This is a genomic window from Cellulomonas sp. URHB0016 (assembly GCF_054057935.1).
On the sequence record NZ_JBSRZU010000001.1, the window covers coordinates 427121 to 447836 of the forward strand.

Annotated in this window: 17 protein-coding genes, 1 pseudogene and 1 riboswitch; of the genes and pseudogenes, 1 reads left to right on the forward strand and 17 read right to left on the reverse strand. The window is 74.6% G+C overall.

The window, feature by feature from the left end:
• Positions 1-20: 20 nt before the first annotated feature.
• Positions 21-311 carry a YciI family protein gene (locus ACVW07_RS02020; RefSeq protein ID WP_456817620.1) on the forward strand — a complete coding sequence of 97 codons (291 nt, stop codon included), beginning with the start codon at positions 21-23 and terminating at the stop codon, positions 309-311.
• Positions 312-333: 22 nt separating this feature from the next.
• Here ACVW07_RS02020 and ACVW07_RS02025 read toward each other — a convergent pair whose 3' ends face one another.
• The 17 genes and pseudogenes from ACVW07_RS02025 to gmk form a co-directional block, all read right to left on the reverse strand.
• Positions 334-1440, reverse strand: coding sequence for a TerC family protein (locus tag ACVW07_RS02025; RefSeq protein WP_456817621.1), 1107 nt, complete (start codon positions 1438-1440; stop codon positions 334-336).
• Positions 1441-1450: 10 nt separating this feature from the next.
• Positions 1451-2455, reverse strand: a complete 1005-nt coding sequence (locus tag ACVW07_RS02030) for a TerC family protein (protein WP_456817622.1) — start codon at positions 2453-2455, stop codon at positions 1451-1453.
• A gap of 252 nt (positions 2456-2707) precedes the next feature.
• Positions 2708-3175 carry a 6,7-dimethyl-8-ribityllumazine synthase gene (ribH, locus tag ACVW07_RS02035; RefSeq protein ID WP_456817623.1) on the reverse strand — a complete coding sequence of 156 codons (468 nt, stop codon included), beginning with the start codon at positions 3173-3175 and terminating at the stop codon, positions 2708-2710.
• Positions 3172-4524, reverse strand: coding sequence for a GTP cyclohydrolase II (gene ribA / locus ACVW07_RS02040; RefSeq protein WP_456817624.1), 1353 nt, complete (start codon positions 4522-4524; stop codon positions 3172-3174). Before ribA ends, ribH begins: the two co-directional genes overlap by 4 nt.
• On the reverse strand, positions 4521-5126 hold the full coding sequence (locus tag ACVW07_RS02045) for a riboflavin synthase (RefSeq protein ID WP_456817625.1): 606 nt from the start codon (positions 5124-5126) through the stop codon (positions 4521-4523). Before ACVW07_RS02045 ends, ribA begins: the two co-directional genes overlap by 4 nt.
• A complete protein-coding gene (ribD, locus tag ACVW07_RS02050) occupies positions 5126-6256 on the reverse strand; it encodes a bifunctional diaminohydroxyphosphoribosylaminopyrimidine deaminase/5-amino-6-(5-phosphoribosylamino)uracil reductase RibD (RefSeq protein WP_456817626.1) in 1131 nt (376 codons plus the stop codon). Before ribD ends, ACVW07_RS02045 begins: the two co-directional genes overlap by 1 nt.
• An 80-nt stretch (positions 6257-6336) precedes the next feature.
• Positions 6337-6472: riboswitch (FMN riboswitch) on the reverse strand.
• Between the two features lie 152 nt (positions 6473-6624).
• Positions 6625-7293: a ribulose-phosphate 3-epimerase gene (rpe, locus tag ACVW07_RS02055; RefSeq protein WP_456817627.1), complete on the reverse strand. Its 669-nt coding sequence runs from the start codon at positions 7291-7293 to the stop codon at positions 6625-6627.
• 47 nt (positions 7294-7340) lie between these two features.
• On the reverse strand, positions 7341-10658 hold the full coding sequence (locus ACVW07_RS02060; RefSeq protein ID WP_456817628.1) for a DUF7824 domain-containing protein: 3318 nt from the start codon (positions 10656-10658) through the stop codon (positions 7341-7343).
• The gene (locus ACVW07_RS02065; RefSeq protein ID WP_456817629.1) at positions 10655-11968 is read right to left on the reverse strand and encodes an SWIM zinc finger family protein; all 1314 of its coding nucleotides are present in this window, start codon (positions 11966-11968) and stop codon (positions 10655-10657) included. The genes ACVW07_RS02060 and ACVW07_RS02065 overlap by 4 nt, the downstream gene beginning before the upstream one ends.
• A 94-nt stretch (positions 11969-12062) precedes the next feature.
• Complete coding sequence (locus ACVW07_RS02070) at positions 12063-13565, reverse strand: RsmB/NOP family class I SAM-dependent RNA methyltransferase (RefSeq protein WP_456817630.1); 1503 nt, start codon at positions 13563-13565, stop codon at positions 12063-12065.
• Positions 13562-14500 carry a methionyl-tRNA formyltransferase gene (locus tag ACVW07_RS02075; protein WP_456817631.1) on the reverse strand — a complete coding sequence of 313 codons (939 nt, stop codon included), beginning with the start codon at positions 14498-14500 and terminating at the stop codon, positions 13562-13564. The genes ACVW07_RS02070 and ACVW07_RS02075 overlap by 4 nt, the downstream gene beginning before the upstream one ends.
• Positions 14501-14575: 75 nt before the next feature.
• A complete protein-coding gene (locus ACVW07_RS02080; protein WP_456817632.1) occupies positions 14576-15193 on the reverse strand; it encodes an HAD family hydrolase in 618 nt (205 codons plus the stop codon).
• Positions 15190-17260, reverse strand: a pseudogene (locus ACVW07_RS02085) (primosomal protein N'). The gene ACVW07_RS02080 and the pseudogene ACVW07_RS02085 overlap by 4 nt, the downstream one beginning before the upstream one ends.
• Positions 17261-17342: 82 nt before the next feature.
• Complete coding sequence (gene metK, locus ACVW07_RS02090; RefSeq protein ID WP_456817633.1) at positions 17343-18545, reverse strand: methionine adenosyltransferase; 1203 nt, start codon at positions 18543-18545, stop codon at positions 17343-17345.
• 43 nt (positions 18546-18588) lie between these two features.
• Entirely contained in the window at positions 18589-19779 is a 1191-nt protein-coding gene (coaBC, locus tag ACVW07_RS02095; protein ID WP_456817634.1) for a bifunctional phosphopantothenoylcysteine decarboxylase/phosphopantothenate--cysteine ligase CoaBC, read from the reverse strand.
• 10 nt (positions 19780-19789) lie between these two features.
• Positions 19790-20053, reverse strand: coding sequence for a DNA-directed RNA polymerase subunit omega (gene rpoZ / locus ACVW07_RS02100; protein ID WP_203749630.1), 264 nt, complete (start codon positions 20051-20053; stop codon positions 19790-19792).
• A gap of 53 nt (positions 20054-20106) precedes the next feature.
• Positions 20107-20676: a guanylate kinase gene (gene gmk / locus ACVW07_RS02105; protein WP_456817635.1), complete on the reverse strand. Its 570-nt coding sequence runs from the start codon at positions 20674-20676 to the stop codon at positions 20107-20109.
• Positions 20677-20716 lie beyond the last annotated feature (40 nt).

The following is a 20716-nucleotide window of genomic DNA, read 5'->3' on the forward strand; positions in this document are numbered from 1 at the left end:
AGATCGGGCAGGATGCCCGCATGCCCACCTACGCCGTCCGCTACACCTACGACGACCGCACCGACGTGCGCGACGCCGTCCGCCCCGAGCACCGTACCTACCTCGGTACCCTCGCCGGCCAGGGAGTCCTGCTCGGCTCAGGCCCGTTCACCGACGGTGTCCCGGGTGCGCTGCTGGTGTTCCGCACCGACGACCGGCACGCGCTCGACGCGGTCGTCGCGGCCGACCCGTTCGTCCGCGAGGGCATCGTCCGGGACACCGACGTGCGGAGCTGGGACGTCGTGGTCGGGCCGTGGAGCACCCCGGCCTGACGCTCTCGGCTGCACGCGCGGTTCAGCGGCGAGCGCGGTCGGCACCCCCGGCCACGCCGGCCCCGTGGGACCCCTCGACGTCGTCCGCGCCGTCCTCGGACTCGGGCCCGGACGCCTCGGGCGTCACGTCGGGCTCGGCTCCGGACCGGTTCGCGGCCCGCTCGTCGCTGCGCGACCTCACGACGCTCGCCCAGGCCGTCACGCCCAGCGTGAGGACGATGACGAGCAGCGAGGCCCAGATCGGGATGTCGGGCGCCCACGCGACCGGGTCGCCGCCGTTGACGAACGGGAGCTCGTTCTCGTGCAGCGCGTGGAGCAGCAGCTTGACGCCGATGAACCCGAGCAGCACGCCCAGCCCGATGTTCAGGTAGACGAGCCGCTTCAGCAGGTCGCCGAGCAGGAAGTACAGCTGGCGCAGACCCATCAGCGCGAACAGGTTGGCCATGAGCACCAGGTACGGCTCGCTCGTGAGACCGAAGATCGCCGGGATGGAGTCGAACGCGAACAGCAGGTCGGTGGCACCGAGTGCGACGAGGACGATGAGCATCGGCGTGATCAGCCGCTTGCCGTGCGACACCACCGTGAGCCGCACGCCGTTGTACTCGGTCGACGCCGGGAACGTGCGCTGGACCAGGCGCAGGAGGAGCGGCGGGCGGAACTCGTCGTCGTCGGACTCGCCCTCCCGGGACACCTTCCACGCGGTCCAGACGAGGAACGCGCCGAACAGGTAGAACACCCAGCTGAAGGACGAGATGACCGCCGCACCCGCCGCGATGAAGACCCCGCGAAACACGAGGGCGAGGATGATCCCGACGAGCAGCGCCGTCTGCTGGTAGGCGCGGGGCACCGCGAAGCGGCCCATGATCAGCAGGAACACGAAGAGGTTGTCCACCGAGAGCGAGTACTCGGTGAGCCAGCCGGCAAAGAACTCGCCGGCGTACTGCGCGCCCGACGTGGCCCAGACGCCGAGCCCGAAGAGCACGGCCAGGCCGATGTAGAGCGCGAGGTACCGCAGGCACTCCGCGGTGCTGGGGACGTGCGGGCGACGGCCGACGACGGCGACGTCCACCACGAGGATCGCGCCGGCGACCGCGAGCGAGACCAGCCAGACGAGTGGGTCGATGTGCAACGGGTGGTCCTCAGCTCTCGGGTGACGGCACGCGGTCGTCGTGCCGGGTCTTCAGCAGGCTCGCGATCGTCGCCACGGCGAGGGTGCCGAGGATGAACGCGAGCGACAGCCAGGTGGGGATCTCGGGGGCCCACTCGACGGGCTCCCCTCCGTTGATGAACGGCAGCTCGTTGACGTGCAGGGCGTGCAGGACGAGCTTCACCCCGATGAACCCGAGGATCACCGCCAGGCCCTGGGAGAGGTACACGAGGCGGTCGAGCAGGCCGCCGATCAGGAAGTAGAGCTGGCGCAGGCCGAGCAGCGCGAACGCGTTCGCCGTGAACACGATGTACGGCTCCTCCGTGAGGCCGTAGATCGCGGGGATGGAGTCGAGCGCGAACAGCACGTCCGTGGCCCCGATCGAGACCATGACCACGAGCATCGGCGTGAGCATCCGCTTGCCGTCGATCTGCACCGTGAGCCGGTCGCCGTGGTACTCGTCGGTCGTCGGGACGAAGCGCTTGAGGGTCCGGACCGCGAGGCCCTCGCCGAGCTTCTCCTCCTCCGGGTGGTCGGGGTCGTGGTGCTCGCGAGCCAGCTTGACCGCCGTGTACACGAGGAAGGCACCGAACAGGTAGAACATCCAGGAGAACTGCTCGATCGCGGCGGCGCCGAGCAGGATGAACACCGTGCGCAGGACCAGGGCGATCACGACGCCGACCAGGAGCACCTTCTGCTGGTACTCCCTCGGCACGGCGAACTTCGTCATGATGATGAGGAAGACGAACAGGTTGTCGACCGAGAGGCTCTTCTCGGTGATGTACCCGGCGAAGTACTCGCCGCCGAACACCCAGCCCCACACCATCCCGATGACGACACCGAACACGAGCGCGAGGGCGATGTAGAAGATCGACCACCGCACGGACTCGGAGAACGTCGGGGCGTGGGGGGTGCGCACGTGCGCGAAGAAGTCGAAGACGATCAGGCCGACGATGAGGACGGCGGTCGAGGCCCAGACCCAGCCGGACACATCCATGCACAGACCTCCGGTTCGAGAGACGCATCGACACCGAAGGTCTCCCCCGCCCGCACGGTGCTCCCCGGCGGACCGACTCCGCCGGGCCCCGCAGGCGGGTCCGTGATGACGACGGGATCGTGTGTGGGGTACTCCCCTTCAACGTGCGTCAGCATAGGCCACGTCCGGACGGTCCGCCGTGCCGTGTCAGAACCGCGATCCCTGCGACCACGACCCGCGCGTCGGACCGTCGGCCGGGTGGTCCGACCCCCGTCAGAGCCCCCGCAGTGCCATGACGGTCGCGACGGCGGCCTCCGCGGCCTCCGCACCCTTGTCCTCGTGCGACCCGTCGATCCCCGCCCGGTCGAGGGCCTGGGCCTCGTCGTCGCACGTGAGGACGCCGAAGCCCACGGGCACCCCGGTGCGCACCGCGACGTCCGTGAGGCCCGACGTGGCCGCCGAGCACACGTACTCGAAGTGCGGCGTACCCCCCCGGATGACGACGCCGAGCGCGACGACGGCGTCGGCGCCCGCCGCAGCGGCCGCCCGCGCGGCGACGGGCAGCTCGAACGTGCCGGGCACGCGGACGACGGTGACGTCCTCCACGTGGGCCGCCGCGAGCGAACGGCGCGCGCCCGCGAGGAGCCCGTCCATGACGACCGTGTGCCAGCTCGCGGCGACGACGACGACCTTCAGGCCGCTGCCGTCGACGTTCAGGGTGGGCGCTCCCGCACCGCTCATGCCAGGTCCTCCAGGTTCTCGAACATGTGGTCGGTCGTGTCGACGCCGGGTGGCGCCGGGGCGGCGAGCACGGGAGCCACTGCGATGGCCTCGCGCTCGGTCCCCACCGCCAGGTGCAGCAGGTGGCCCATGGACGTGGCCTTGGTGCGCAGGTACTCCTCGTTCTGCGGGGTGCGACCCACCTCGAGGCCACGCACCTCGGCGACGTCGATGCCGTGCGCCCGCAGGCCGGCGACCTTGGCGGGGTTGTTCGTCAGCAGGCTGACGCGCCGGACGCCGAGGTCCGCGAGGATCGCCGCCGCGGCACCGTACTCGCGGCGGTCCGCGGGCCAGCCGAGGTCGAGGTTCGCCTCGACCGTGTCGCGGCCCGCGTCCTGCAGCGCGTAGGCGGCGACCTTGGCGAGCAGCCCGATGCCGCGGCCCTCGTGGCCCCGCAGGTACACGACGGCGCCACCCTGCTCGGCGGCCAGGGCGAGCGCGGCGTCGAGCTGCGGACCGCAGTCGCAGCGGGCGGAGCCGAACGCGTCACCCGTGAGGCACTCCGAGTGCACCCGGACGACCGGTGTGGTGGCGAGACCGGCGGTCGACACGAGCGCGACGTGCTCGTCGCCGGTCCGCAGGTCGCGGTACCCGTGGATCCGGAAGTCGCCGTGGCGGGTGGGAAGGTACGCGGTGTGGGTGGCGTGCACGCGGTCGTGCAGCACGGGCGGTCCGGCCGTCTCGGGGACGATCTCGTCGTGCTCCCGGCGCCAGGCGACCAGGTCCGCGATGGTGAGCAGCACCAGCCCCTCGGCCTCCGCCAGCGCGGCGGCGGCCGGCAGCCGGGTCATCGAGCCGTCGTCGTCCACCAGCTCCGCGATCGCGCCCACGGGCTCGAGGCCCGCCAGTCGGCACAGGTCCACGGCCGCCTCCGTGTGACCGGCCCGGTGCAGCACCCCGCCGGGCACGGCGCGCAGCGGCAGCACGTGCCCGGGCCGGATGAGGTCCTCCCGGCCCGACGCGGGGTCGGCGAGCACCCTCAGGGTCCGCGCCCGGTCCGAGGCCGAGATGCCGGTCGTCACGCCGGTGGCCGCATCGACGGTCACCGTGTACGCCGTGCGCCGGGGGTCCTGGCTGTGCGGCACCATGAGCGGCAGGTCGAGGGCGTCCGCTCGCGCGGCGGGCATGGGCGCGCAGAGGTAGCCGGACGAGTGCCGGATGGTCCACGCGATCCACTCGGGCGTCGCCGACTGGGCGGCGAGGATGACGTCGGCCTCGTTCTCCCGGTCCGGTGAGTCCGCGACCAGCACCGGGCGGCCTGCGCGGAGCGCGGCGAGCCCCTCCTCGACCGTGCCGACCCGGGCGGTCATCGCAGCACCCCTGCCGTCGCGAGCAGCCGCTCGGTGTACTTGGCCAGCACGTCGACCTCCAGGTTGACCCGAGCACCCACGGCCAGGGCACCGAGGGTCGTCGCCTCCAGCGTGGTGGGGATGAGCGAGACGCCGAACGAGTCGTCGGCCACGTGCGTCACGGTGAGCGACACCCCGGAGACGGTGACCGACCCCTTCTCCGCGACGTACCTCGCGAGCGCCCTGTCGAGCTCGATCTCGACGTCGTCCCACCGGGGCCCGGGCGTCCGCGACCTCACCGTGCCCACGCCGTCGACGTGCCCCTGCACCACGTGACCGCCGTACCGGCCGCCCACCTGCAGGGCTCGCTCGAGGTTGACGACGCTCGCGACCTCGAGGTCGCCCAGCGCCGTCCGGCGCAGCGTCTCCGGCATGACGTCCGCGACGAACGTCCCGTCGCCCGGCAGCTCGGTGACCGTGAGACACACCCCCGAGACGGCGATCGAGTCACCCAGGGACGCGTCGGACACGACCAGCGGCCCTCGCACCCGCAGCCGCGCGTCCTGGTCGGCCACCTCCAGCATCTCGACCGTGCCGATCTCCTCGACGATCCCGGTGAACATCAGTGCTCCTCGTCCGTGCTTGCAGGGTGTGCGCCGGTCTCTGCCGGCGCGGGATGGGTGGGGCCGACAGGGGTCGCGACGACCAGCACGTCCGGACCCAGGGGCTGCACGCTCTGCGTCGTCAGGCGGAGCGCGTCCTCGATGGTCCCGATGCCGAGATCCCCGACGGCAGGGCGCCCGGAGCCCAGCAGGACCGGCGCGACGTAGGCGTGCACCTCGTCGACCAGTCCGGCGCGGAGGAACGCGGCCGCGAGCGTGGGGCCGCCCTCGACGAGCAGGTGCCGGACCTCCCGCTGCCACAGCGCGTCGACGACGGCCGCCGGGTCGTGCGTCCGCAGGTGCACGAGCTCGCCGCCCGGGCCGAGCAGCCGGGCGCCGGCCGGCACGTCCCGACGGCCGACGACCACACGTAAGGGCTGGTGGCCGTGCAGCTCGCCCGCCGCGTTGCGTGCCGTGAGCGACGGGTCGTCGGCCAGCGCTGTCCCGGTGCCGACGGCGATGGCGTCGACCTCGGCGCGCAGGTCGTGGGCGTGCCGGCGGGCGACGTCGGAGGTGATCCACCGGCTGCTGCCGTCCGCCGCCGCGACGCGGCCGTCCAGACTGGTGGCGAGCTTGAGCGTGACGAACGGGCGGCGACGCTCCACCGACGGCAACCAGACGCCCAGCAGTGCCCGGCCCTGCTCGGCCAGCACCCCGGTCCGCACCTGCACCCCGGCTGCCCGGAGGCGTTCGGCTCCCCCGGCGGCCTGCGGGTTCGGGTCCTCGACGGAGACGACGACGCGCGCGACCCCCGCAGCCAGCAGCGCCTCGGTGCACGGGCCGGTGCGGCCCGTGTGGTTGCACGGCTCGAGGGTCACGACGGCCGTCACACCTCGCAGGTCCGCACCTCGGCCGGCTGCGTCGGCGAGCGCGGCGACCTCGGCGTGCGGTGTGCCCGCACCGCGGTGCCAGCCCTCGCCGACCACCTGACCGCCGGGGCTGACGAGCACGCAACCGACCCGGGGGTTGGGTCCGTGGGCGGGTCCGCGCCGAGCGAGGGCGACCGCGCGGGTCATCGCCTCGAGCTCGACGTCCGTGACGTCCGTCGCGGGCTGTGGCAGCGCCGCATGCTGTGCCGTCGTGCCCGTCATCGCCACCTCCCGGGTGCGCTCAGGCTCCGGGGGACGCAGGAAGGACCCGCGACAACGCCGCGCGCCGAAGGCACGCGACGCCACGTACTTCCTCCCATCCGGACTTTCACCGTCGGTCCTGGAGTTCCACCAGGTCAACCGTTCGTCCCGTGAGGGACGCGCGGGTCGCGGACTGTCACCGCCGGCTCGGAATTACACCGACCCCGGAGCACGTGTGTTCTGTACTGCGCCAACGATCATGCCACACGGCACATTCCCGACCCCGCCGCCGTCCGACCCGCGAACAGGCGCGTCCGCCGAGGAGCGCCGCAGGTCAGGGCCCGACCGGACACCGAGTGCCCGGCCGGCGTCGAGGGTCGGGTGCGGCGTCAGGGCGCGGCGAGCGCCTCGTCGGCCAGGTGGCGCAGGGCGACGATCTCCGCCGCGACGTCCGCTGCGCCGTACACCGCCGACCCCGCGACGAACACGTTCGCGCCGGCTGCCGCGATCCGCCCGATCGTCGCCCGCGACACCCCGCCGTCCACCTGTATCCAGGTGTCGGCGCCGGCGTCGGCGATCGCCCGACGCGCCCGGCGGATCTTCGGCAACGTCCCCTCGATGAACGACTGGCCACCGAAGCCGGGTTCGACCGTCATGACGAGGATCATGTCGATCTCGTCGAGCAGGTCGAGGAGCGGCTCCACCGGGGAGGCGGGCCGCAGCGCCACACCGACGCGTGCTCCCATCTCCCGCAGCGTGCGGGCGAGGCGGACGGGCGCCTGGGCCGCCTCGAGGTGGAACGTCACCGACGCGGCACCGGCCTCGGCGTAGGACGGCGCCCAGCGGTCGGCGTCCTCGATCATCAGGTGCACGTCGAGCGGCACCGGCGAGACCTCCGCGATGCGGCGCACCACCGGAACGCCCAACGTGAGGTTGGGGACGAAGTGGTTGTCCATGACGTCGACGTGGACGAAGTCGGCGGCAGCGATCCGGCCGAGGTCCCGCTCCAGGTTCACGAAGTCGGCGGACAGGATGCTCGGGTTGATCAGCGCGGACACCACGCCAGCGTATCGGCGCGGCGCGCGGCCGCCTCGTCGACGCCGGCTCACCCCACAGGCGCGAGCCGGGTCACGAGCTCGCGCGCCTTGCGCAGCACCGCGGACTCCCCCGGCCGGGCGGCGAGCTCGGCCAGGCCGGGCCACGTCGCGGCGTCGTCGGACAGGAGCCCCCGTCCGGCGGCCTCCCGCAGGTGTGGCGCGTGCAGGAGCGTGACGTCGAGCACCCTGTTGAGCCAGCGGGGCGGGGGCCCGGCCACGCCGGCGGCGTGCCGGACCGACTCGACGAGCACGGGCCACAGGACGGGCAGGGTGGTGGGGTCGGACTCGAGGAGCCGGACCATGCGGGCCGGGCTGATGTCGGGCTGCGCGACGAGGGCCCGGACGGCGATCGTGACCGCCGCGGACCCGAACAGCCCCTGGCCCATGATCTCGCGCTGCTCGTAGGTCGAGCCGCAGTCGTGGCACAGGCTCGCCAGAACCACGGCGACCATCGACGTGGTCAGCGGCGGCAGGGGGTCGCCGGTCCGCAGCGGAGCGTCCTGCGCGCCACGCCGGTCCCGGTGCGGGGAAGCGACGAGGCGACCGGCCGACTCGTCCCAGTGCAGCCAGGCGTCGGCCCGGCCCGAGCCCGGCGGGTCTGCGGCGACCCCGGCCGCCGAGAGCGCGGCGCACCGCCCCTCGTTCCCGAGGTCGTAGAACGATCTCTTCACCACGCGGTACGGCTCGCCGGGCACATGCGCGAGCGTGACGTCGACGGCCAGCATCCTGCTGGCGGCCGTCGGGTCCTCCCACCGGACGGTGAGGCCGGCGCCGTCGTCGACGGCCGGCCGGGTGCCCGCACCGGGCGCCCACACCTCGTCGAACGAGCGGCGGGCGCGCTCGTTCCCGACGGGTGTGGCGGCAGGCACCTCGGGCGGGAGCAGGTCCACCATTGCGCGTGCTGCGGTGACGGCGTTGGACGACCCCGACCGGCCGGCGAGCGCCCGCACACCGGGCACGTCGAGGGCGGTCGGGACGGCGTCGCCGCACCCGACCGCGTCGAGGACCGCGGGGAGCAGGGACCGCATCGTCAGCGCCACCTCCGCCGTCCCGGCGAGCATGCGCGGTGCGCGCAGGGACGCGAGCAGCACGTCGTCGAGCAGGGGCCACACCACACTGAGCAGCCCTTCGGCGGCGAGCCCGCCGCACGCCCGTGCCAGGGCCGCGAGGTTCGACGGCGTGCGCGCCCAGTCGAGCAGCGCGACGTCGGCGACGCCGGGGCGGAGCAGCCCTCGCTCCCACGCCTCGTGGACGGCCGTCACGCCGTCGGCTGCGGCGGCCGGGTGGAACCCGCGCTGGGCGGCGACGAGGTTCACGGCGAGCCCCGGGGTCAGCGGCGTCGCCCGGCGCGCGTGCTGCCGGAGCAGCAGCCCGACGTCCGGGTCGGCCGACTGCTGCAGCCCTCGCGTCGCGTCGCCCCAGGCGGGGAACGTCTCGATCCCCGGCATGTCGGAGGTGTCCCGGGTGCCGTGCCGCGCCGGTAACGGGGCGAGCGCCCGTGGCGGGACCCCGAGCGGCGGGCACTCCCACTCGTCCGCGTCCGTGGTGAGCCGGAGCGCCGGCTCCCGGAACGGGGCGTCGAGATACCCCCGCACGGTCGGACCGGCGGTGACCGTGGCATGGGTGCCGTCCTGCAGCACCACGGGGACCGGCAGGTCGTCGAGCCCGGCGCGGACCTCGTCGGTCACGAGCGCGAGGTCGGCACGGGTGCACGCCAGGTACAGGTCGGCCTCGCTGGCGACGGCACCGGCGGCGGCGTACGTGGTGAGCCGCTCGACGAGGTCGGCGGGGTCGATCCGCAGGTCCACCCAGGTCGGCGTGGACAGCAGCACCGGCACCTCACCGAGCCGCTGCATCACCGCCGCCTCGCGCGCTTCGGCGGGGCGCCAGACGACCGCCCGCCGATGGCGGGTGGCTCCGCTGTCGAGCATCTCCGGCTGCTCGCCCTTGACCCACGCGGCCACGCCGCGCAGACCGCCGACCCACGACGTCCGCACCCCGGCGAGCGCGGTTCTGGCCGCCTCCCGGTCCTGCGCGGCGACGGCGTTCGCGAGCGCGAGGAAGCGTTCGACCTCGACGTCCACGACGCCCTCGGGTCGTCCCGTCAGCACCGCCGCCGCATCCGTGAGGGCGGCACCGGAGACGGTGCCCGCCTCGAAGCGGGGGGCGTCCCAGACGGGCGGCGTCGCCCGCCACAGCCCGGTCACCACCGGTTCGTCCGCCACGTCCCGGGCGGACATCCCCCACGCCTGCACGAGCACCTCGGCGGCGCGGGCGAGCGCGCGGTCCGTGCTCGCCGTGTGGGGCGCGACGAGCGACGTGACGGCGTCGACGACGTCACCGCGCGGCCGCGGGCGGTCTGCGGCCGCAGTGAGCAGCAGGCGCACCACCCTCGTGGTCCGCACCGGCAGGGTCACCGCGAGGACGTCGCGGAGGACGTCCTCGGGCACGCCTGCGATCAGCCGCGGAGCGAGCAGCGAGATGACCGGCCCGTCACCGTGCGCGAGCACGGGGACCAGCGAGTCGGCACGCTCGACGAGCTCGTCGTCCGTCAGGCCGAGCGGGCCGGTCAGCACCTGAGCCCACACCTTGCGGTCGCCGGGCCGCTGGGCGGCGTCGAGCGCGGCGAGCACCAGGTCGACGGCCTCGTCACGCGCCAACCAGCCGCGAGCGACGGCGGCCGGCACGACGGACCCGAACGGACCGGTGCCAGGAACCCCGGCGCCGACGGCCGCGCGGACGTGCTCGGGGAGGCGCCGCTCGATCACCCCCGGTTCGCACCAGCCGCGGTCGTGCGGGTGCAGCTCCCCGCCGCCGGTGAGGACGCCGAGGGCGTACACGGACCAGTCCCGCAGGTACTCGACGTCCTCGGGCACAGGCAGGTCGCACCGGTCGACGAGCCGCACGAGGGCACCCGCGTGGTCGCTCGTCGCGTGCTCCCCGTCCCGCCGGACGGAGCGGCAGCCCTCCGCGACGAACCGCGCCGCGAAGTCCGGGCCACGCGCCTCCACGAGCCGCGTCGCGAGCTCGTCGTCGATGGCGTGGGCATCACGCAGGAGCCGTGCCGTCCGACGTGCGTCGACCCCGACCCGGACCGCGAACACCGCGAGCAGGTCCGGGTCGGCATCGACCCACCGGACCCAGTCCCAGACCTCCGGCTCCAGGAAGCCCCACTCGCCCCAGTCGCCCGACGCCAGGCCGTCGCGGGCCACGCGCTGCTGCTCGGGGGTGCCGAGCGGCCGCGTCTCCGCGTCGGCCAGGCCCGCCGACGCCCAGCCGAGGTCGGTGAACACCTTGACGGCCGCCGCGGTCCGGGCAGTGATCATGCGGAAGCCTCCGTGAGGATCTGGACGGCCAGGACGTGGGCACACGGCCCGCGTCCCGTGCCGTGGACGAGGAACCAGGTGCAGGTGCAGCGGCCGCCGGCCGTCACCCGATGGTCGGGTCCGCCGGTGCGGCTGCGCACGCTCCAGCCGTCGACCGCCGGTGACACCGCCCCGTCGGTGACGAGGCGGCGTGCGCCGACCAACCGTGGGTTGTCCTTCTCGATGCGCGCCGGATCGTGCGGCAGCTCGCGGTGGAACCATGCGGCGTCATGCACGTCCCAGCCGACCCGCCCGTCGGCGGCGAGGACGGCGAGCGTCGCGCTGACCCGGGGGTGGTCCAGACCGGACCGGCGGACCAGGGCCGGCACGTCGATCACGGGCTCGAACGCCAGGAGGGCGCTCACCAGGTCCACGTCCTCCGCGACCGTCGCACCGGCGAGCGACGCGAGCAGCGAGCCCTCGCCGGAGTACCCGCGCCACGCCTCGTCGGTGAGGCCGAGCACCAGCCGCGCCCCGGGGAGCGTCAGCTCGACGACCACGGGTCCCGGCTCCCCGCCGCCGTGGACGGTGAGGCCTGTGATGTGCGGCAGCAGCCGCTTCGCGGCGCTCAGCCGGCTCAGTCCCGCCACGAGCACACCGTCGGCGGTCCGCCGAGCCCCGAGCCGCACGCCGGTGCGGTCGGGCGTGAGCCACCCCGTCCGGGTCGCGCTGGTGACGGCGGGCAGGCTCGCGACGAACGCCGTCGCGTGCGCCGCACCGACGGTGAACGCCGGGACGAGCCGGTGGTGCAGCTCCGCGACGTTGCCGAGCGCACGGACCCAGCGACGGGGCATCTCCACCGGTCGTTCCGCGACGGTCGAGTCCGGGCTCGACACCGTCAGGCCGGTGCGCCCCACGTCGACGTGCAGCAGCCGGTCCCGCCCGATCTGCGTCAGCGCGGCCCTCGTCGCCAACCCGATGTCGACGTTCGTGGTCCCGTGCGCGACCTCGCCCGCGTCGATGCCGTCTGGCAGCAGGTCGAGACGGGCGTACACGCTGTTGCACGCCGAGAAGCACTCCGCCCGCAGCCGGTCGCCGTGCGCGGTCAGCACCGGGTCACGCAGTGACGACGGCGCGTGCTGGACGTAGCGGGTCGCGGTGATGTCCGCCAGCGTGACCAGGCCCCGGGCGAGGACCTGCGGGTGCGCGGCGAAACCGTGGAAGAAGCTCGGGTCGTCGTCCGTCCCGGCCGGTGTGAGGGCCGGTGCCAGGGCGAGGATCAGGCCGTGCTCATCCAGGTGGGAGGCGGTGGCGAACGTCCGCGAGGTCACGGGCCGTGAGTGTAGGTGTCCACCCGGACATCTCGGGCGCGGATGTCCACCGTCACGCGCAGGCTCACCGCGGTGCCGCCTGCCGGTCGGCCCGTCAGGCGGTGCGGCGCAGCAGCGTCAGGTGCATGGCGTCGGTGCCGTGCACGTGGGGCCACAGCTGCACGTCGGTGCGGCCCTCCGGCAGGTCGAGAGGGCTGCCGGCCAGCGCGCGGACCACCGCGGGCGCGTCGATCGGCTCCGCGGTCACCCCCGCCTTCTCCGCAGCGCGCAGCGTGTCCTTGACGACGAGCTGGGTCTCGACGAGGTGCGGCGAGCAGGTCACGTACGCGACGACACCCCCCACGCGGACCGCCCGCAGGGCGGACCCGAGGAGCTCGCGCTGCAGGGCACCGAGCGGGGCGAGGTCGGCGGGCGTGCGTCGCCACCGGGCCTCGGGGCGGCGGCGCAGGGCACCCAGGCCGGTGCACGGGGCGTCGACCATCACCCGGTCGAACGCGCCCGGCTCCTCGGTGCCGGTGGTGCGGCCGTCACCCGTCCGGACATCCTCGACCGCGCCCGCCGGGACGGCGCGCAGCGCCTGCTCCACGAGCCGTGCGCGGTGCGGCTGGAGCTCGTTGGCGACGAGTCGCGCCCCGCGCCCGGCGGCCACCGACGCCAGGAGGGCCGCCTTGCCACCGGGACCGGCGCACAGGTCCAGCCATCGCTCGTCGGGACCGTCGAGCGTGGCCGCGGCGAGCGCGAGCGCGACGAGCTGGCTGCCCTCGTCCTGGACCCCGGCGCGTCCGTCACGGACCGCGTCGACCGCCGCGGGGTCCCCACCGGCGAGCACGACCGCGGTGGGCGCCAGCGTCCCGGCGGCCGTGTCTCGTGCGGTGAGCAGCTCCTCGACGTCCGCCAGACCGGGCCGCGCGACGAGCGTCACCCGCGGTGCGACGTTGTCGGCGGCGAGCAGCGCCTCGATCTCGTCCGCCGCGCGACCGCTGCCCACGAGGGCCTCGCGCAGCGCACGGACGACCCACACGGGATGGCTCTGCAGGACGGCCGCACGCGCGATCGGGTCGTCGCCCGCGGCGTCCGCGATCCGACCTTCCCAGGCGGCGACGTCGTCACGCCCCACCGCACGGAGCACGGCGTTCACGAACTGCGCGGCGCCCGCACCGACCGACTCGCGGGCCAGCCCCACGGTCTCCGACACGGCGGCGTGCGGTGGCACGCGCATGCCGAGCAGCTGGTGCGTGCCCAGCCGCAGCAGGTCCAGCACCGGCGGGTCGATCCGGTCCGTGGGGCGGGCCGCCGCCTGCTCGATGACCGCGTCGTACCGGCCGCGCATGCGCAGGGTCCCGTACGCGAGCTCGGTGGCGAACGCCGCGTCACGGCCCTGGATCCGCCGCTCCCGCAGCATCGGCGGCAGCACCAGGTTCGCGTACGAGTCGCTGTCGGCGACGGCGCGCAGGACGTCGAACGCGGCCCGCCGGGCCGGGTCGCCGGTCCGGCGGCGCTCGGACGGAGCCGTCGAGGTCCGCTGCGTCCGCCCCTGCACACGGGCGGTGCCGCGCTGGCGACCCCGGGGGTCCCGGCGGTCAGGTCCCTCGCTCACGCGCCGGCCCCCAGCACCGTCGTGTCGTCGAGCCGGGCACCGCGCGCCCAGTCCGCGGCGGGCATCGGGCGCTTGCCGGGGGGTGTCACGTCGCCGAGCCGCACCGCGTGCCCACCCGTGCCGACGAGCACCTCGTGCTTGGCGACCCGCAGCCGCCCGGGTGCCAGGTCGTCGACCTCCGGGACGGGGACCAGCGGCCCCAGCCCGAGCCGGGACCCGTCGGGCAGGGTGGTCCACGCACCGGGCGCCGGCGTGCAGCCACGAACGAGACGGTCGACCGAGTGCGCCGGGTGGGTCCACCGCACCCGCGCGTCGTCGACCTCGATCTTCGGCGCGATGCTCACCCCGTCCGCCGGCTGCTCCACGGGGCTCAGGATGCCGTCCTCGATGGCGTCGAGCGTGCGGACCAGCAGGTCGGCGCCGGCGACGGACAGCCGCTCGAGCAGCTCGCCCGCGGTGTCCCGGCGCCGGATCGTCTCGGTGAGCGTCCCGTAGACCGGCCCCGTGTCGAGACCCTCCTCGATCCGGAACGTGGACGCCCCGGTGACCTCGTCGCCGGCGATGATCGAGCGCTGCACCGGGGCGGCCCCCCGCCATGCCGGCAGCACGGAGAAGTGCAGGTTGACCCAGCCGTGCGTCGGCACGTCGAGGACCGTCGCGGGCAGCAGCGCACCGTAGGCCACCACCGGGGCGGCATCCACGGCGAGGTCCGCGAGCCGGGCCCGGAAGTCGTCGTCCCTCGGGCTCGGCGGGCTGAGCAGCTCGAGACCGGCGGCGGTCGCGGCCACCTTCACGTCGCTGGGCGCCAGCGTCCGGCCCCGGCCGGAGCGGGCGTCGGGACGGGTCAGCACCGCCACGACCTCGTGCCGGGAAGCGAGGAGCGCCTCGAGCGACGGCACCGCGGCCGCAGGGGTACCGGCGAAGAGCAGACGCATGGCGTCGATCCTAGGTGGCGCGCCCGGGCAGTCCGGGCCGGTGACCACGGAGCCGGTCGGCGCTGCGCGCCCGTGTCAGACGGCAGGGAGGTCGATCCCGAGCGCGACGAGGTCCGCACGCAGCTGGTCCGCGGACGTGAACAGCACCGCGCTGAAGCCGAGACCGGCAGCAGCCATGACGTTCGGCGCGGAGTCGTCCGCGAAGACGGTCCGCGCCGGGCCGAGCCCGAACCGGCCGGCGAGGAGCTCGAAGATCCGCGGGTCGGGCTTCGCCAGCCCCACCTCCCCGGAGACGACGACACCTTGCAGCAGGCCGACGGCAGGCGCCACGCGCTCGGCGTGGTGGAACGTCTCCGCCGACCAGTTCGTGAGCCCCAGCACCCGGACGCCCGCCGCGAGCAGGTCCCGGACCAAAGCCTCCGTGCCGGGGACCGGACCGGGCAGCGTGTCCGCAAAGTGCTCGACGTAGATGTCGACCGCGCCGAGGTGCTGCGGGAAGCGGATCTCGATCTCCGCCCGCGCGTCCGCCCAGGAGCGACCGGCGTCCTGCTGGTGGTTGAACGCCGGGAAGTCGACGTCGGTGAAGAACGCGTCGACCGCAGACCGCTCCATGCGCCCCACGAAGGGCAGGCAGGGGTCCCACCGGACGACGACGTTCCCGAGGTCGAGCACGACCGCGTCGGGCGCCGTCACGTGAGGTCCGTGGGGTCCAGCTGCACCCGGACCGTTCCGCCCTCGCGCCGCGCGCTGCGGACCGCGAGCGACGAGGCCAACGAGCGGGCGAGCGCGTGACCCTGGCTGCGTGGCACCCGCAGGAGCGCTCGGACGTCGGGCTCGAGCGCCCCCGGCGCCGACCGCTCGGTGACCCTGCCGCCGCCCGTGACCGGCACGGGCCCGAGCACCTCGACACCCTCGACCCGCTCGACCACGGCGGTCACGGCGTCGCGCGGACCCGTCACCGACGCCAGCCGGACGACCGGTGGCAGCCGCAGCTCGGCACGCTCGTCGAGCTCGCGCGACGCGAGACCGACCGGGTCCCAGCGCACCAGCGCCTGCGCCGCACGCTCCGGCGCGTCGCCGACCAGCAGCACCTGGCCGCCGTCGACCGACGACCGGACCAGCGCGGCGGCGGCCAGCCACCGGCGCACGGCGTCCTCCGCAGCCCCGAGGCCCTGCCCCGCGCTGACCGCCGCATCGAGCAGCACGGCGGCGGCGTACCCCCCGGACGCGACCGGTTCCGCACCGGGCGTCGCGACGACCAGCGCCGGGACGTCGGACACCGTGGCGAGCACTCCCCCGGCCGACCGTGCACCGGACACCCGCACGGGCACGCCCGGGAACGCCCGACCGAGCTCCTCCGCCGTCCGCTGGGAGCCGACGTGCACGGACCCGCAGCGCCCGCGCGCCGCACTCGTCGCACCGCCATCCCGTGGCGAGCCGCCCGCACCATCCGCACGTCGGGGTGCCATCGGCGCTGGCGAGGCCGAGCGGACCGTGGCACGTGGTGCACCGGGCGGACGCCCGGCACCGGCCGCACGCGACCACAGGCAGGTACCCCGCGCGGGGCACCTGCACGAGGACAGGACCGGCCTCGAGCCGGTCGCGGATCGTGCGCCACGCCGGCGTCGGCAACCGTGCCGCCGCCGCGGGACCCTCGCGGGCGAGCTCGGTGGAGTCGAGTGCGAGCACCCGCGCCGTCCGCGACCGGGTCGTCGCCCGGTCCGCGACGACCTCACGGGCCCACCCGCTCTCGACGAGCGACTGCGCCTGCACGGTCCGTCCGTGCGCACCGACGAGGAATCCGCACCCCTCGAGCTCGGAGCGCAGTGCCAGCACCTCGCGGACGTGCGGGTACGGCGCCCGCGGCTCGGCGTGCAGACCGTCGCCGTCGTCCCAGCACACGACGAGGCCGAGGTCCGTCACCGGCGCGAACGCCGAGGCACGTGTGCCGACGACCACCTGTGCGCCACCGCGCAGCGCCGCCAGGAACGCCCGGTACCGGACTGCCGGTCCGTCGTCCGCCATGAGCCGGACCGCACCCTGCGGCCGCGCGGGCGCCCAGCGCGGCACGCCCACCGCAGCGAGGGCCTCGAGGACGCGGTCCACGTCCCGGGCGTCCGGGACCACCACGAGCGCCCCGCGGCCGCCGAGCACGCACGCGCCGACGGCCTGCGCCACGGCGTCGGGCCAGCGCTCCCCCGCCGAACCAGGCAGTGCGGTCCACACCGCCCGCGGTGCGGCACCGGCAGCGAGGTGCTGCAGGAACGCGGGTCCGCCACGGTACGGGGCCCACGCCGCCGCAGTCGATGCCGGGACCAACGGCTCGGCGGCAGCGGCGGGCGGCTCCGACTCGACCCGGGCATGCCGCGGCGGCACCGCGAGCCGCAGCACGTCGACGAGCGTGCCGGCCCACCGGTCCGCCACCGCGCGGGCCAGCCGTGCGACGGCGGGCGTGAGCACGGGCAGGTCGGACACGACCCGCCGCAGCGCCACGAGCTCGCCCTCGTGCTCGGCCGTGTCCACGCGCTCGAGCACGTAGCCGTCGACGTCCTGCCGGCCGAATCTCACCTTGACGCGCGTCCCGGGAGTGGCGCCGTGCGCCAGGCCCGCGGGAACCGCGTACTCGAACGGCCGGTCGAGGTGTGCGGGCGGCAGGTCGATCGCGACCCGCGCCACGGGCAGGTGCTCCGCGAGGGGCTGGCCGCCCGTGGCCGCGCGGACCCGTCGGCGTGCCTGCGGTGCGGGCAGCCCGTCGAGCATCAGCTGCTCGCCGCCGTCCGTCACCTCCACGCGCCCATCACACCATCCACGACCGGACCGGCACGCCGGTCGGCAGGAGCGATCAGCCGACCGCGGACTGCAGGTCGGCCACCCGGTCCGTGCGCTCCCACGTGAACTCGGGCAGCTCCCGACCGAAGTGGCCGTACGCCGCCGTGCGCCGGTAGATCGGCCGCAGCAGGTCCAGGTCGCGGATGATCGCGGCGGGGCGGAGGTCGAAGACCTCGCGGATCGCCGCCGTGAGCCGAGCCTCGGGAACCGTCGCGGTGCCGAAGGTCTCCACGTAGAGACCGACCGGGTGCGCCTTGCCGATCGCGTAGGCGACCTGGACCTCGCACCGGCGGGCGAGCCCGGCGGCGACGACGTTCTTGGCGACCCACCGCATCGCGTAGGCGGCCGACCGGTCGACCTTGGACGGGTCCTTGCCCGAGAACGCACCACCACCGTGACGGGAGATGCCGCCGTAGGTGTCGACGATGATCTTGCGACCGGTGAGACCTGCGTCGCCCTGCGGGCCGCCGACGACGAACGTGCCGGTGGGGTTCACCAGCAGCCGGTGGCCGCTCGCGTCCAGGTCGAGCGACGCCAGCACCGGCGCGACGACGAGCTCGGCGATGGCCGGGCGCAGGGTCGTCTCGAGCTGGACGTCCGGGTCGTGCTGCGTGGACAGGACCACCGTGTCGACGGAGACCGCCCGGTCACCGTCGTACCCGATGGTCACCTGCGTCTTGCCGTCGGGGCGCAGCCCCGGGACGACACCCTCCTTGCGGACGGCGGCGAGCCGCTCGGCGAGCCGGTGGGCGACCCAGATGGGAAGCGGCAGCAGCGTCGGCGTGTCGTCCGACGCGTACCCGAACATCAGTCCCTGGTCGCCGGCGCCCTGCAGGTCCAGCGGATCCATGTCGGACGTGTCCTCGCGGACCTCGATGGCCTTGTCGACACCGGCCGCGATGTCGGGCGACTGCTGGCCGATCGACACGGAGACGCCACAGGACTCCCCGTCGAACCCGATGTGCGACGACGTGTAGCCGATGCCCCGCACAACCTCGCGGACCACCTGCGGGATCTCGACGTACGCGCTCGTGGTGACCTCGCCGGCGACATGCACGAGGCCCGTCGTCACCATGGTCTCGACCGCGACGCGCGCCTGCGGGTCCTGGTCCAGGATCGCGTCGAGGATCGCGTCGGAGATCTGGTCACAGACCTTGTCGGGGTGCCCCTCGGTCACGGACTCGGACGTGAACAGGCGCAGGCTCGGCTCGATCATGGCGGACAGCGTAACGGCCGACCAGGGGTGTCCGAGAACACGTTCACGACGCCGCGAGGACGGCGTCCCAGACTCCGTGCGCGACGTCGTCCTTCGACCCGGCGAACCGCGCCACCACAGCGCCCGTCCCGTCGAGCACCGTGACCTCGTTGCTGTCCGTGCCGAAACCGAGCCCGTCACCGACGGCGTTCACGACGAGCAGGTCGGCGCCCTTGCGGGCTGCCTTCGCCCGCCCGTGGTCCAGTACCGAGCCCTGCTCGTCACCCGTCTCCGCGGCGAAGCCGACGACCAGCTGGCCCGGGCGCGGCCGGTCGCGCGCGAGCTCGGAGAGGATGTCGGTCGTCTGCACGAGCTCGAGCGTCGGCGCGGAGCCGTCCGCCCGCTTCTTGATCTTGGCGGCGGCGCTCGCGACGGGCCGGTAGTCAGCGACGGCCGCCGCCATCACGACGACGTCCGCGACCTTCGCAGCGGTCCGCACCGCATCGCGCAGCTCTGCCGCCGTCTCCACCTGCACCAGCTCGACGCCTGGGGGCGCCGGGACCGACATGCTCGCAGCGACAAGGGTGACCTGCGCCCCACGGGCGACGGCCGTCCGCGCGAGCGCCACACCCTGCCGGCCCGACGACCGGTTGCCGAGGAACCGCACCGGGTCCAGGGGCTCCCGGGTGCCGCCGGCGGTGACGACGACATGACGGCCGGCGAGATCGCGCGGTCCGACCAGAGCGAGTGCGGCGGCGGCGATCGCCGCCGGCTCCGGCAACCGACCGGGCCCGGTGTCGGCCCCCGTGAGCCGCCCGGACGCGGGGTCGAGCACGTGGACGCCCCGGGCACGCAGGGTCGCGACGTTGGCGACCGTGGCGGGGTGCTGCCACATCTCGGTGTGCATCGCCGGCGCCATCAGCACCGGACAGCGCGCGACCAGAAGGGTCGCCGTGAGCAGGTCGTCCGCGCGCCCGGTCGCGGCACGGGCCAGGAGGTCGGCCGTCGCGGGGGCCACGATCACGAGCTCCGCGCGCTGGCCGACCGCGACGTGCGCGACCTGGTCGACGTCCTCGAAGACGTCGGTCGTCACCGGCTGGCCGGACAGCGCCTCCCAGGTGGCACGCCCGACGAACTCGAGGGCCGCGGGCGTCGGCACGACACGCACCTCGTGGCCACCCTCGCGGAGCTCACGCAGCAGGAGGACGGCCTTGTACGCGGCGATGCCGCCTGCGACCCCGAGGACGATCCGCATGGGCGGAGGCTCAGCCCTCCGTGGCCTCGGAGGTCAGCAGACCCGCGTCGATCTCGCGCATGGCGATCGACAGAGGCTTCTCCTGGGGACGGGTCTCGACGAGCGGCCCGACGTACTCCAGCAGGCCCTCGTTGAGCTGCGAGTAGTAGGCGTTGATCTGGCGGGCGCGCTTCGCCGAGTACAGCACGAGGGCGTACTTGGAGTCGGCGCGCTCGAGCAGCTGGTCGATGGGCGGGTCGGTGATGCCCGTGGGGGCGGCAACGGTTCCGGACACGGTGGTCTCCGTACGTCAGGGGGTGGGTCTCGGGCGAGAGATCTGCGTCGATCCTACCTGGTCGGGATTCCCATGACCTCGACCAGCGCGTCGGTCGCCCTGTGCACGTCGTCGTTCACGATGACGTGGTCGAACTCCGACTCGGCGGCCAGTTCCGTGCGGGCCGTCTGCAGTCGCCGCTCGCGTTCCTCCGCGTCCTCCGTCCCACGCCCGACGAGCCGGCGCACCAGCTCGTCGAACGAGGGCGGAGCGAGGAACACGAACCGCGCGTCAGGCATCGACGCCCGCACCTGCCGCGCACCCTGGAGGTCGATCTCGAGCAGCGCCGGCTCGCCTGCGGCCAGCCGGTCCTCGACCGGCTTGCGAGGCGTGCCGTACCGGTTCCGGCCGTGCACCACGGCCCATTCGAGCAGGTCGCCCCGAGCGGCCATCCGCTCGAACTCGTCGACCGACAGGAAGTGGTAGTGCACCCCGTCGACCTCCCCGGGCCGCGGTGAGCGCGTCGTCGCGGACACCGACAGCCAGACCTGCGGGTAGCGGGCGCGGATGTCGGCGGACACCGTGCCCTTGCCGACGGCGGTAGGTCCGGCGAGAACGGTCAGCCGGGCGGGCGTCGTCGTCATGTGTGGTGCTGTACTCCTCGTGCGCGCGGGTCGTCGGCGA